11 protein-coding genes are annotated in these 13,527 nt (G+C 67.2%); 5 read left to right on the forward strand and 6 right to left on the reverse strand.

What is annotated here, in order from left to right; translation table 11 throughout:
- Positions 1 to 51: 51 nt before the first annotated feature.
- On the reverse strand, positions 52 to 375 hold the full coding sequence (locus CA237_RS12340) for an EF-hand domain-containing protein (RefSeq protein WP_066689934.1): 324 nt from the start codon (positions 373 to 375) through the stop codon (positions 52 to 54).
- A 135-nt stretch (positions 376 to 510) separates the two neighbouring features.
- On the opposite strand from CA237_RS12340, the gene CA237_RS12345 reads away from it, so the two are divergent.
- The 5 genes from CA237_RS12345 (at position 511) to CA237_RS12365 (ending at position 7,102) form a co-directional block, all read left to right on the forward strand.
- A complete protein-coding gene (locus CA237_RS12345) occupies positions 511 to 1,728 on the forward strand; it encodes an argininosuccinate synthase (RefSeq protein WP_066689996.1) in 1,218 nt (405 codons plus the stop codon).
- Positions 1,729 to 1,802: 74 nt separating this feature from the next.
- On the forward strand, positions 1,803 to 3,323 hold the full coding sequence (locus CA237_RS12350) for an NAD(P)/FAD-dependent oxidoreductase (protein WP_066689933.1): 1,521 nt from the start codon (positions 1,803 to 1,805) through the stop codon (positions 3,321 to 3,323).
- A complete protein-coding gene (locus CA237_RS12355; protein ID WP_066689931.1) occupies positions 3,320 to 5,107 on the forward strand; it encodes a hypothetical protein in 1,788 nt (595 codons plus the stop codon). The genes CA237_RS12350 and CA237_RS12355 overlap by 4 nt, the downstream gene beginning before the upstream one ends.
- A gap of 19 nt (positions 5,108 to 5,126) precedes the next feature.
- On the forward strand, positions 5,127 to 6,776 hold the full coding sequence (locus CA237_RS12360) for a hypothetical protein (protein ID WP_066689929.1): 1,650 nt from the start codon (positions 5,127 to 5,129) through the stop codon (positions 6,774 to 6,776).
- The gene (locus CA237_RS12365; RefSeq protein ID WP_066689927.1) at positions 6,776 to 7,102 is read left to right on the forward strand and encodes a hypothetical protein; all 327 of its coding nucleotides are present in this window, start codon (positions 6,776 to 6,778) and stop codon (positions 7,100 to 7,102) included. Before CA237_RS12360 ends, CA237_RS12365 begins: the two co-directional genes overlap by 1 nt.
- A 144-nt stretch (positions 7,103 to 7,246) precedes the next feature.
- On the opposite strand, the gene CA237_RS12370 is transcribed toward CA237_RS12365, so the two are convergent.
- The 5 genes from CA237_RS12370 to CA237_RS12390 all read right to left on the reverse strand — a co-directional run bounded on the left by CA237_RS12370 (position 7,247) and on the right by CA237_RS12390 (position 13,524).
- Positions 7,247 to 8,377: a GNAT family N-acetyltransferase gene (locus tag CA237_RS12370; RefSeq protein ID WP_066689924.1), complete on the reverse strand. Its 1,131-nt coding sequence runs from the start codon at positions 8,375 to 8,377 to the stop codon at positions 7,247 to 7,249.
- Between the two features lie 154 nt (positions 8,378 to 8,531).
- A complete protein-coding gene (locus CA237_RS12375; RefSeq protein ID WP_084401518.1) occupies positions 8,532 to 9,812 on the reverse strand; it encodes a mechanosensitive ion channel domain-containing protein in 1,281 nt (426 codons plus the stop codon).
- Complete coding sequence (gene metC / locus CA237_RS12380; RefSeq protein ID WP_241215489.1) at positions 9,809 to 11,002, reverse strand: cystathionine beta-lyase; 1,194 nt, start codon at positions 11,000 to 11,002, stop codon at positions 9,809 to 9,811. Before metC ends, CA237_RS12375 begins: the two co-directional genes overlap by 4 nt.
- Complete coding sequence (locus CA237_RS12385; RefSeq protein ID WP_066689921.1) at positions 10,999 to 11,829, reverse strand: sulfurtransferase; 831 nt, start codon at positions 11,827 to 11,829, stop codon at positions 10,999 to 11,001. The genes metC and CA237_RS12385 overlap by 4 nt, the downstream gene beginning before the upstream one ends.
- Before the next feature lie 147 nt (positions 11,830 to 11,976).
- Positions 11,977 to 13,524 carry a cryptochrome/photolyase family protein gene (locus CA237_RS12390; protein ID WP_066689920.1) on the reverse strand — a complete coding sequence of 516 codons (1,548 nt, stop codon included), beginning with the start codon at positions 13,522 to 13,524 and terminating at the stop codon, positions 11,977 to 11,979.
- Positions 13,525 to 13,527 lie beyond the last annotated feature (3 nt).

The raw sequence follows: 13,527 nt of genomic DNA on the forward strand, positions 1-13,527 counted from the left end.
GCGTTTCACAACGGGGAGACCCAGCCTGCGCTGAGGTGACGTCGACTTTCGTTACTGCCCCGCCTTCACCACCGCGCGAAACTCTTCCCGCGTGATCCGGCCGTCCTTGTTCTGGTCCATCAGCGCGAAGGCGGTGGCGAGGCCGGCGGCTGCCTGCCCTTTCTGCGACGGGTCCTGCTTCGCCGCTTCGGCATCGATCTGGGCGCTCATCACGTCGAACTCGGCCTTGCTGATCGTGCCGTCCTTGTCCTTGTCGAAAATGCCGAAAAACTCGGTCTCGTCCTCGGCCGCCGGTTCGACCACCGGCGCGGGCGGGGTTGCCGGGGCGGGCGCGGGAGCGGTCTGCAGCGCAAGGGCAAGGACGGCGAGGAACATCGGGTTTCTTTCCGAAAAGGGGAAATGTGCGACACGATTGCACCGCATTCGCGCCTGCGCAAGCGCGTGTCCTTGCGCGGCGGCCCCGCGTCGCCTAACCGCGCGCCGAACCACTGCATTCCCAAGGAGCCGCCCATGGCCGAGTCCATCAATCGCGTCGTCCTCGCCTATTCGGGCGGCCTCGACACCAGCGTCATCCTCAAATGGCTGCAGCAGGAATATAATTGCGAAGTCGTGACCTTCACCGCCGACCTCGGCCAGGGCGAGGAACTCGAGCCGGCGCGCAAGAAGGCCGAGCTGATGGGCATCAAGCCCGAGCATATCTTCATCGACGACCTGCGCGAGGAATTTGTCCGCGACTTCGTGTTCCCGATGATGCGGTCGAACGCGCTGTATGAAGGGCTGTACCTGCTCGGCACCTCCATCGCACGCCCGCTGATCGCCAAGCGCCAGATCGAGATCGCGAAGGCGGTCAATGCCGACGCGGTCAGCCATGGCGCGACCGGCAAGGGCAACGACCAGGTCCGCTTCGAACTCGGCTATTATGCGCTGCAGCCCGACATCAAGGTCATCGCGCCGTGGCGCGAATGGGACCTGACCAGCCGCAGCGCGCTGATCGCCTTCGCCGAACAGCACCAGATTCCGGTGCCCAAGGACAAGCGCGGCGAATCGCCCTTCTCGACCGACGCGAACCTGCTGCACACCTCGTCCGAGGGGAAGGTGCTGGAGGATCCGTGGGACGAGGTGCCCGACTACGTCTTCTCGCGCACGGTGAACCCGGAGGATGCGCCCGATACGCCGCAGGTCATCACCGTCGCGTTCGAACGCGGTGACGCGGTCGCGGTCGATGGTGAGGGCATGTCGCCCGCCACGCTGCTCGCCAAGCTCAACGAACTCGGCCGTGCGCACGGTATCGGCCGGCTCGACCTGGTCGAGAACCGCTTCGTCGGCATGAAGTCGCGCGGCATGTACGAAACGCCGGGCGGCACGATCCTGCACGCCGCGCACCGGGCGATCGAACAGATCACGCTCGACCGCGGTGCCGCGCACCTGAAGGACGAACTGGCCCCGCGCTATGCCGAGCTGGTCTATAACGGCTTCTGGTTCTCGCCGGAGCGCGAGATGCTGCAGGCGGCGATCGACCACAGCCAGCACAAGGTGTCGGGCGAAGTCCGCCTCAAGCTGTACAAGGGCGGGGTCCATGTCATCGGCCGCCGGTCGCCCAATTCGCTCTACAGCGAAAAGGTCGTGACGTTCGAGGACGATCAGGGCGCCTATGACCAGCGCGACGCGGCCGGCTTCATCAAGCTGAACGCGCTGCGCCTGCGCCTGCTCGGCCGGCGGGATCGCTGATCGACGTAAGATTGCCTTAACCACATTTTAGCCACTCGCATGGCACCGACCGTTTCGAACGAAGCGGGGGAGTTGTGCGGGTGGCTAGCGACAATGTGGACGTGGCGATCGTCGGCGCCGGTCCGGCCGGCCTTACCGCCGCCTATCTGCTGACCAAGGCCGGGCTGTCGGTCACCGTCATCGAACAGGACCCGCGCTATGTCGGCGGGATCAGCCGCACCGTCGAGCATGACGGTTTCCGCTTCGATATCGGCGGCCACCGCTTCTTTTCGAAATCGCAGGAAGTCGTGGCGCTGTGGAACGAGATTCTGCCCGACGACTTCATCGACCGCCCGCGGATGAGCCGCATCTTCTATGGCGGCAAATTCTACAGCTATCCGCTGCGCGCGTTCGAGGCGCTCGGCAATCTCGGCCTCGTCACCTCCGCGCTGTGCATGGCGAGCTATGCCAAGGCCAAGCTGTTCCCCCGCCGTACGGTCGCCTCGTTCGAGGACTGGGTCGTCAACCAGTTCGGCCACAAACTCTATTCGATCTTCTTCAAGACCTATACCGAGAAGGTGTGGGGCATGCCGTGCGACACCATGTCGGCGGACTGGGCGGCGCAGCGGATCAAGGGGCTGAGCCTCGGCGCGGCGGTGCTCGACGGGCTCAAGCGGTCGCTGGGTCTCAACCGCAAACCCAATGACGGCATGGCGGCCAAGACCCTGCTCGAAAGCTTCCGCTATCCGCGCAAGGGGCCGGGGATGATGTGGGAAGCAGCGCGCGACCATGTCGTCGCGGGCGGCAATACCGTGCTGATGGGCCATGCGCTGCGCACGCTGGAACATGATGTGGCGGCGGATCGCTGGCGGATGGTGGCGACCGACCGCGCCGACGATTCGACGCGGATTATCACCGCGCGCCACGTCATCTCCTCGGCGCCGCTTCGTGAACTCGCCTCGCGCATCCATCCGCTGCCCGCGACGCTGCCCGACGCCAGCGCCCTGCGCTACCGCGACTTCCTGACCGTCGCGCTGATGATCCGGTCGAGCGACCTGTTCCCCGACAACTGGATCTACATCCACGACAACCGGGTGAAGGTCGGCCGCGTCCAGAATTTCCGCAGCTGGTCGCCCGAAATGGTGCCCGATCCAGCCATCGCGTGCGTCGGCCTCGAATATTTCTGCTTCGAGGGCGACGGGCTATGGGCCAGCAGCGACGACGATCTGATCGCGCAGGCGACGCGCGAACTGGCGACGCTCAAGCTGGTCGATGCCAAGGACGTGGTCGGCGGTGCGGTCGTGCGCCAGCCGAAAGCCTATCCGGTCTATGACGAAGGCTATGCCGACCGGGTCGAGGCGCTGCGCACCGAACTGGAAACCCGTTTCCCGACGCTGCACATGGTCGGTCGCAACGGCATGCACCGCTACAATAACCAGGATCATGCGATGATGACGGCGATGCTGACCGTCCGCAACATCCTCGCCGGCGCGCGCATCCACGATGTGTGGCAGGTGAACGAGGACGCCGAATATCACGAGGCGGGCCGCGAAGGCGAACAGGCCGCCCTCGCCAGCGTCCGCGCGGTGCCGACCGCGATCCGGGCGGCGGCGTGAGCGAGGCGGCGGGGCGCGACACGCCCTCGCCGGTCGCGGTCTGGGGGTTCGTTTCGCTGGTCCTGATCCTGTGCGCGATCCCGCGCATCGGTCCGCTGCGCATGTACGATCCCGACGACATCATGCGCCTGCTCGAAGTACGCGCGCTGCTCGACGGGCAGAGCTGGTGGGACGTCGGACAGCATGGCTTTGCAGGTCCGGGGCTGACGATGCACTGGTCGCGGCTGGTCGACCTGCCGCTGGCGGCGGTCGTCCTCGCGCTGCGCGGCATCGTCGGGGACGCCGCTGCCGAGCGGATCGCGGCGATCGCCGTCCCGCTCGTCACGCTGGGTGTCGTCATGACACTGGTCGCGGCGATCACCCGCCGGCTGGCCGGGCGGCCAGCGGCACTGGCCGCGATGGTCATGGTGCCGCTGACGACGCCATTGCTCAGCCAGCTGCAACCGCTGCGCATCGACCATCATGGCTGGCAGATCGCCAGCGGGCTGCTGGCTGCCGCCGCGCTGATCCTGCGCCGCGACGGGCGCAGCGGGATCGTCGCGGGACTGGGTGGCGCGCTGCTCGTCACGATTTCGTTCGAAGGATTCGCCTTCCTCCTCGCGCTGATTGCCGCGGCGGGGCTGGCCTGGGTATTCGTGCCGGCGCGGGCGGCGCAGACGCGCGGCTTCGGCCTGACGATGGCGCTGGCCACGCTGCTGCTCCACCTCGTCACCCGTGGTCCCGGTTGGGCCAGCCCGGCCTGCGACGCGATCGACCCGGCATGGCTGGCGACGATCGGCATCGCCGGGATCGGCCTCGCTCTGGCGACGCTGGCCCCGCTGCGGTCGCCCGTCGGGCGGTTCGCGCTGCTGGCCGTGACCGGCGCGGCGACGGTCGCGACGATGGCGCTGCTCGCCAGCGAGTGCGCCCGCGGGCCGTTCGGAATGCTCGATCCGCTGACCTACCGCGTCTGGTTCCTCAATATCGCCGAGGGGCTGCCGGTCTGGCATCAATATTGGCCGACGATCGCCGGCAGCTTCACCTTGACGGCGGTCGCGGTCGTGGTGACCCTGCGTCGGGTGCTGGCGGCACCGGGGCACCGGCGGGAGCCCTGGACGATCCTGCTCGGCCTGCTGATCGCGGCCACGCTGTGCGGCCTTATCGTGCTGCGATCCGCCGCGCTCGCCAATGCGCTCGCCATTCCCCCGGTGGCGGCGATCGTCGCCGACCGCCTCGCCCGCGCGCGGGCCATCGTGCCGCCGCTCCGCCGCCTCGCCGCCCTGCTGGGTGTCGCGGCGATCGCGGCGCCGGGACTGGTGCTGACCGGCATCCTGTTGCTGCTGGGCGTGCCGGACCGTGCGGTCGTATCGATCCCGCGGCCCTATCTGACTGGGGAAAAGCCCGTCTGCCCACGCCAGCCCGACGTCGTACCGCTGGCAGCGCTGCCGGCAGGCGCCACGATCCTCGCCCCGCTCGATATCGGGCCGGCGATCGTCGCATCGAGCCGCCTCCGGCCGATCGCCAGCGGCTATCATCGCAACGCCCCCGCCATGCGGTTCGTCATCGCCAGCTTCATGGCCCGGCCCGACCTGTCGCGCAGCGCGATCCTCGGGCGCGGGGTCGATTATGTCGTCGGCTGTCCGGGCATTTCGGAAAATCTGGCCTATGCCAATGCCGCCCCCCACGGCCTGTGGGCGCGGCTGGAGCGGGGCGAGCGTTTCGACTGGTTGCAACCGGTCGCAATTCCCGACTCGCCAATATTGGTATGGCGGGTGGTCCGCCCTCTTGCGAGCCCGCCTGCCTAGCCCGTAAGGACGCAAGGGTATGACCCGATCCGCCGAACAGCTCCGTTGGTGGCAGACGCGCTGGTTCGTCGCACTGATGGCGGTGCTGGCGGCGGTGCCGCTGCTATGGCCCGACATCCCGCCGATGGTCGACCTGCCGGGACATATGGGCCGCTACCGCGTCCAGCAGATGTGGGACACCGGACAGGCGCCCTGGTTCCATGACTGGTATAATTTCGACTGGAGCCTGATCGGCAATCTCGGCGTCGACCTGCTCGTCTGGCTGCTCGAACCGCTGATCGGGCTCGAACCTGCCGTCAAGCTCATCATCCTGACGATCCCGGCGCTGACCGCCGTTGGCCTGTTGTGGATCGCGCGCGAAGTGCATGGCCGCATCCCGGCGACCGCGCTGTTCGCGCTGCCGATCGTCTACAGCTTTCCGTTCCATTTCGGCTTCGCCAATTTCGTGCTTTCGATGGCGCTGGCGCTCAACGCCTTCGCGCTATGGCTGCGACTGGGGCGGCAGGGGCGGCTGGTGCTGCGCGGGGTGGTGTTCGTACCCGTAGCCGGACTGATCTGGCTGACCCACACCTTCGGCTGGGGCACGCTGGGCGTGCTGGCCGCCTCGGCCGAGCTGATCCGCGAGCATGACAAGCGTCGCAACTGGTTCGCCGCCGCCTTCCATGCCGGGCTCCATTGCCTCGTCCTTGCGCCCCCTGCGCTGCTGATGCTGCTGTGGCGCTCGGGCGGCCATGTCGGCGGACAGACCGCCGACTGGTTCAACTGGCGCGCGAAGATGCAGTGGATGACGATGACGCTGCGCGACCGCTGGCAGCTCTACGACCTCGCTTCGGTCGCCGTCTTCTACCTCGTCCTGTTCAAGGGGTTGCGCGATCCGAACATCGGCTATTCGCGCAATCTGGGCCTGTCTGCGCTGTTCCTGATCGCCGTCTATGTCCTGTTGCCGCGCATCGTGTTCGGGTCGGCCTATGCCGATATGCGGCTGGTCCCCTATCTGTTCGGGATCAGCCTGATCGCGCTCCGGCCCAAGCCCGGCCTGTCGATCCGTCATGCCGGGGTGCTGGCGGCGATCGGCCTGGCGATCTTCGTCGGGCGGATGGCTGCGACCACCTACAGCTTCTGGCTGTACGACCGCGATTACGACCGCGAACTGGCGGCGTTGGACCATGTGCCGGTCGGCGCGCGGCTGGTCACGTTCGTTGGTGAGACCTGCTACAACGAATGGCGCATGACCCGGCTGCAGCATCTGCCCGGCATCGCGCTCGCCCGGCGCCAGGCCTATGCCAACGACCAATGGTCGATGGCCGGTGGGCAGCTGCTGACGGTCCGGTACAAGGAAGCACGCGGCTTCTCGCACGATCCGTCCGAACTGGTGACCGACGTCAAATGCCCCCGCGAATATTGGCGGCCGATCGCCGGTGCGCTGTACAAATTCCCGCGCGACGCGTTCGATTATGTCTGGCTGATCCGCCCGCCCCAATATGACCGGCGACTGGAACAGGGGCTGGTGCCGCTGTGGCGGAGCGGCCGCAGCGCGGTCTTCCGGATCGACCATAGCGTCCCGCCGCCCGACCTGACATGGAGCGATCTGGGCAATCGTCCGTTCGCCAAACCCCGCCGTCATCCGTCGCGACAGATGGCGGCCAACGAACCGGTAAGGAAAAACTGATGGACCTGCTGAACAACGCCTTGAAGCTGGCCGGCCAATTCGACCTGCCCGCCATCGCCGAAAAGGCGGGGATTTCGCAGGAACAGGTACAGACCGTCCTCGGCCTGCTCGCCAAGTTCGCCGGCCATGCCGACCCGGCGCAGGAAGCCGCCGACCATAGCGGCGTGTCGCGCCATCAGATCGAGGCGATCCTGTCCGAAGTCGGCGGTCCCGATGCGCTGGGCCAGTTCGCGCAGCTGCTCGGCCTCGACGTCAATCCCGGCGCGCTCGGCGGGATCGGCGACATGCTGCCCGGCGGGCTGGGTGGCCTGATGGGGAAGAAGTAAGGCGAGCTACGCAGCCTGCTTCTCTCCTTGGCCATGGACGTCATCCCGGCGAAGGCGGGGATCTCCCGGTAACAGGGCGAGACAGGAGCCGCTGGAGACCCCAGCCTGCGCTGGGGTGACGTTTTTGGCCGGGGCGACTGGACCCTACGCCCGCCGAAACGGCGTCAGCTCGCTCAGAAATTCCTGTTCCTGCCCAACCGCCGCCCGCTCCCGATCCAGGAAGTCCGCCACCGCGCGGCGAAAGCCGGGATCGGGCAGGAAATGGGCCGACCACGTCGTTACCGGCACATAGCCCCGCGCCAGCTTGTGCTCGCCTTGGGCGCCGGCCTCGACCCGCTGCAACCGCCGCGCGATGGCGGCGTCGATCGCCTGATAATAGCATAGCTCGAAATGGAGGAACGGCACCTCCTCCACCGCCCCCCAATAGCGGCCGTACAGCGCGTCGCCGCCGATCAGGTTCAGCGCCCCGGCGATCGGCCGCCCGCCCCGCTCGGCGAGGATCAGCAACACCGCGTCCGGCATCGTTTCCGACAGCAACGAGAAGAAGGGGCGGGTGAGATAGGGGCGGCCCCATTTGCGGCTGCCGGTATCCTGATAGAAGGTCCAGAAGGCGTCCCAATGCGCCTCGGTCAGTTCGCGCCCGGTCAGGTGCCGGACGGTCAGCCCGTCCAGCGCGGCGGCGCGTTCCTTGCGGATCGCCTTGCGCTTGCGGCTGGCCAGATCGTTCAGGAAATCCTCAAAGCTCTCATAGCCGCGATTGGCCCAGTGAAACTGCGTGCCCGCCCGCGTCAGCCAGCCCGCCGCTTCGAACGCCGGCAGCTGCGCTTCCTCCACGAACGTCGCATGGGCCGACGACAGCCCGTTCTGCCGCACCACTGCCTCGACCGCGCCGATCAGCGCGGCGGCATCGGCCCCGTCGCGCAACAGCAGCCGGGGGCCGGGCACCGGGGTGAACGGTGCCGCGATCTGCAGCTTGGGATAATAATCGCCCCCGGCCCGCTCCCACGCATCGGCCCAGCTATGGTCGAACACATATTCGCCCTGGCTGTGCCCCTTGGCATAGGCCGGCGCGATGGCGGCAGGCACGCCGTCGGCATCGTCGACGATGATCGGCAGCGGTTGCCACCCCGATCCCGGCCCGACGCTGCCCGATTCCTCCAGTGCCGACAGGAAGGCGTGGCGGAGGAACGGATTGCCCGTGCCCGCGCAGGCATCCCACTGGTCGGCAGGCACGGCGCGGACGCCCTCGGCGATACGAGCGGTGATGGTGGTCACGGACGGCAAGATAGGGGGTGATGATGGAGTCCGGTAGCCCTCATACCCATCGTCATCCCGGCGAAGGCCGGGATCCATGGATACGGGCCGCTTCGCAAGGTTCGCGACGTCGGTCTGTCCATCGATTTCGGCCTTCGCCGGAATGACGATCCTGTCAGTCCTTCGCCACCTTCAACGCCTCCTTGAACATCAACTCCCGCCGCGGCACCGGAATCTTGATCCCATGCTCGCCGAACAGGTCCCACAACCGGTTGAGCACGTCGGACCGCACATTGCCCACCCCCTGCTCGGGATCGCTGATCCACGCCAATATCTCATGCTCGACCGCATATTCGCCATAGGAGATCAGCCAGACATTGGGCGCCGGGCTGCGCAGCACGCGCGGGCTTTCGGTCGCCGCCTGCAGCATCAGCTTCTGTGCGAGCCTGAGGTCGGTTTCATACCCTACCCCGACCGGAATGCGCACACGCACGTTGCGGTCGGAAAAGGACCAGTTCTCCACCTCCTGGGTCATCAGGTTTTCGTTGGGGATCAGGTGTTCCTTGCCGTCGCGGGTGATGACCGACACCGCGCGCACGCCGATCTTGTTGACCCAGCCGAAGCTGTCGCCGACGACGATCACGTCGCCCGGCTTGATCGACCGGTCCATCAACAGGATGATGCCCGCGATCAGGTTACCGACCGTCTTCTGCAACCCGAAGCCGACCGCGAGGCCCAGCCCGCCCGAAAAGATCGCGAAGGTCGTGAGATCGATGCCGAGCAGGTCGATGCCGAAGAAGAAGGCGGTGATGACCACCGCGATCGACGCCAGCTTCTGCGCCAGCAGTTTCTGTGCGGGGTCGAGGCTCCGCGCCTGCCCGACCGCATGGCTGACCAGCTTGTTGGCAACGCGCACCACGGCATAGAGCACGACGGCGGTCAGCAGCGCACTGACCAGCGCCAGCAGCGACAGGCGCCTGCGCCCTACCGAGAAACCGATCGCGTCGAGCGTGGTGGTGATCGGCTCCAGCCCGCCGACCGATCCGGCCAGCACCGCGACGAACAGGATCGACGCCACCGCCCATGCCAGCCACCGGGCAAGGTTGACGCCGCGCAGCAGCTGCATCGCCAGCCGCGCAACGGCCGCCGCCAGCGCAACCCCGACGACGATATCGCCCAATGCCCCCCAGTCGCGGACCTGCGCCACCAGCGCGAGCGCCACGACCGCCACCAGGTGCCGGACGATATCGCACATCCGCGATGCGAGGCCGACGGCATGGTCGCCGACCCGCTGCCGCCACAAATCGGTCAGGTGCGGCCCCGCCCAGCGCCCGGCCAGCCAGCCAAGCAGCAGCGACAGCAGCACCAGCCCCAGGACGATGCCGGCTTCGATCAGTTCCCGCCCGTCCGCCACCGGCAATCCCTGTCCGGCCAGCCCGGCGGCAAGGTCGTTCACGGCGCCGCCCGGAACCGCGCGAGGCCCGCGGCAAGATCGGCCATCAGATCGTCACTATTCTCCAGCCCGATCTGCAACCGGATCATCGGTCCTTCCGCTTGGCGCCGCGTGACGCTGCGATAGCGATGCGGATCGATCGGCAGCGCGAGGCTTTCGAACCCGCCCCAGCTATAGCCGATCCCGAACAGCTTCAGCCCGTCGATCAGCGCTACCCGACCGGCATCGCTGCCACCGTTCAGGACGAAGGCGAACAGCCCGGCGCTGCCCCGGAAATCGCGCCGGAAAATGTCGTGCCCCGGACAGCCGGGCAACGCCGGATGCAGCACCCGCGCCACCTCGGGCTGTTCGGCCAGCCACCGCGCGATGCGGATCGACGATTCTCCATGCTGTTTCAGCCGCACCGCCATGGTGCGCAGGCCTCGCGCACCGAGCGCCGCATCGTCCGGCCCGACATGCTGGCCCAGTTGATAGGTCGCATCGCGCAGGCGCTGCCAGTGCGATGCGACGGCGGTGGCCGATCCCAGCATCGCGTCGGAATGGCCGACGACATATTTGGTGCAGGCCATAATCGTCACGTCGACGCCATGCGCCATCGCCGGGAACAGCAGCGGCGTGGCCCAGGTGTTGTCGAGGATGGTCGTGATGCCGCGTTCGCGCGCGATCGCCGTCATCGCCGGCACGTCCTGCACTTCGAAGGTGAGGCTGCCCGGGCTTTCGAGGAACAGCACCTTGGTCGCCGGCGTCATCAGATCGGCGATCCCCGCGCCGACGACCGGATCGTACAGCGTCGTCTCGATGCCGATCGTCTTCAACATGCCGTGTGCGAAGGCGCGGGTCGGGTCATAGGCGCTGTCGGGCAGCAGCAGATGATCGCCGGGCTTCAGGAATGCGAGCAACGCGGTGGTGATCGCCGCGACGCCCGACGGATAGAGCAACGTGCCCTCGGCCCCCGGCTCCAGTTCGGTCAGCGCCGCGGCCAACGACCATTGCGTCGGGGTGCCGCGCCGGCCGTAATAGAGCCGGTGATGGGTATCCTTGCCCGCCGCCGCGCGCAGGTCGGCGACGTCGTCGTACAGGATCGTCGAGGCCCGCCAGACGGGAACGTTGACCACCCCGCCGGTCCATTCGTCGCGGCGTCCGCCGGTGACGACCTGTGTCTCGGGCGCGTGGCTCGGGTCGGAAGCGCTCATGCCGTCACCTTCGGCGTCTGCGGATCGGCGGCCCATTCGGTCCAGCTGCCGTCATACAGCGCGGCATCGCGGCCGAGCAGATGCAGCGCGAAGGCGGGGATCGCGGCGGTGATGCCCGACCCGCAGGTGGTGGTGATCGGCCGGTCGAGATCGATTCCCGCTTCGGCGAACAGACCGCCGAGTTCGTCGGGCGACCGCCACGTCCCGTCCTCGCGAAAGAAGCGGGCGTAATGCAGGTTGATGCTGCCCGGAATATGGCCCGACGGCAGCCCGCGCGGATCGGCCTCGCTCCCGTCGAACCGTGCCGGCGATCGGGCATCCACGAGTTGCGTGCCCTCTTTCTCCAGCCCCGCCAGCACCATCGCCTTGGTCCGCACGGCGGCCAGATCGGGATCGGCCGCGACGCGGGTCGGGGTCGTCACGCTCTCGCCTGTCTCGACCGGTCGCCCCTCGGCCTGCCATTTGCCAAGGCCACCATCGAGGATCGCCACCGGCAGCCCGCGGGCGAAGCGCCGCAGCAGCCACCAGCCCCTTGCCGCGGTGCGATGCGGCGAATTGTCGTACAGCACCACCTGCACATCGTCGGTCAGGCCCAATTCGCCCAGCCGTCCCGCCACCTTGTCGGCGGCGGGCAGCGACGTCGCCTGCCCGGTCGACAGCGCGCGCAGGTCAAGGAACCGCGCACCCGGAATGTGGGCCACGGCGAATTCGGCGGCTTCGTCGCGGGGCGGATCGGGCTGAACGGGCACGAAGGTCGCGTCGAGGACGACGAGGCCGGGGGTACCGAGCCGATCGGCGAGCCATGCGGTGGAGACGAGCGGTTGCATGGGAGGAAGGCTTAGGCGTGCGACGCGGCGGGTCAAGCGCCGGAGCAAAAGACGGCAGCGTATCGTACCCCTGCGCAGGCGAGATCCAGGGCCAAGTAAGCCGCTGGCCCGTTTTGGCTCTGGATCCCCGCCTGCGCGGGGATACGCTTACCCCGCATATTTCGGTAGCTTGTCCAAGGCCTGCAAAAACCCCTTCGCCTGGCCGCGCAGTTCCTGCCGGGTCTCCTCAGCCATCTTGTCCCACGTCCGGTATGGCATCGCCATGCGCGGATTGTTGCCCAGCTTCTCGCGATTGCGCGCGATGAAGTCCCAGTACAGCGCGTTGAACGGGCATGCATCGGGACCGGTACGCTGCTTCACGTCATAGCGGCAGGGACCGCAATAATCCGACATCCGGTCGATATAGGCCCCCGACGAGGCATAGGGCTTCGACCCCAGCAGCCCGCCATCGCCGAACTGGCTCATCCCCAGCGTATTGGGCAGTTCGACCCATTCATAGGCATCGGCATAGACCTCCAGATACCAGCGATGCACCTGTTGCGGCTCGGCGCCGATCAGCAGCGCGAAATTGCCGGTGACCATCAACCGCTGGATATGATGGGCATAGGCATGGTCCAGCGTCTGCCCGATCGCCTGGGACAGGCAGTGCATGTCGGTCTCCCCGGTCCAGTAGAAGCCCGGCAGGTCGCGTTTGGCGCCGAGAAAGTTGCGGGTGACATAGTCCGGCCCCTCACGCCAATAGATGCCGCGGACGAATTCGCGCCAGCCGATGATCTGCCGGATGAACCCTTCCGCCGCGTTGATCGGCACCTTGCCCGCATCATATTCCTTCTCGACCGCCTTGCAGAGGTCGAGCGGATCGAGCAGCCCGGCATTGATGTATGGCGAAAGAACGGCGTGCCACAGATAGGGCTCGCCGGTCAGCATCGCGTCCTGATTGTCACCGAAGCCGGGCAGCGCATGGGTGAGGAAGGCACGTTGCTGGCGCAACGCATCCTTGCGCGTCACTGCGAAGTCGAACCCGTCGAGCGTGCCGACATGGTCGCCGAACCGGTCGGCGACCAGCGCCAGCACGTCCTGCGTCACCGCATCTGGCTTGAACGACAGCGGGCGGGGGATCAGCAGGTCGCGGCGTGCGGGTTTGCGATTGTCGCGGTCGAAATTCCATTTGCCCCCGACCGGCTTCGCCCCGTCCATCAGCAGCCCGGTCTCACGCCGCATCTCGCGATAGAAGAACTCCATGCGCAGCTCGCGCCGGTCGTCTGCCCAGGCGTTGAACCGGTCGTGCGAGCAAATGAAGCGCGTGTCGGGGCGGATCGCGACGGGAATGCCGAAGATCGTCTCCCACGCCTCCAGCATCACCTGCACCCGCCATTCGCCGGCTTCGGTGACGACGATCCGCGTCGGATCATGCCGCTCGACCGCGCGGGCAATCTCTCCGGTAAAGCTGCCGGCATTGTCGGGATCGTCGAGCCGGACATAATCGACGCTCCAGCCCGCCTCTTCCAAGGCGGCAGCATGGTGGCGCATCGCGGCGAACAGGAACGCGATCTTCTTGGGGTGATGGCGGACATAGGTCGCTTCCTCCACCACCTCCATCATCAGGATCGTGGTGTCATCGGGGTCGGCATCGGCCAGCGACGACAGATGGAACGACAATTGGTCGCCCAGTATCGGGATCAGCACCCGTTCCATTTG

Source organism: Sphingomonas sp. ABOLH, from assembly GCF_003951715.1.
GTDB classification, from domain to species: Bacteria; Pseudomonadota; Alphaproteobacteria; order Sphingomonadales; family Sphingomonadaceae; genus Sphingomonas; species Sphingomonas hankookensis_A.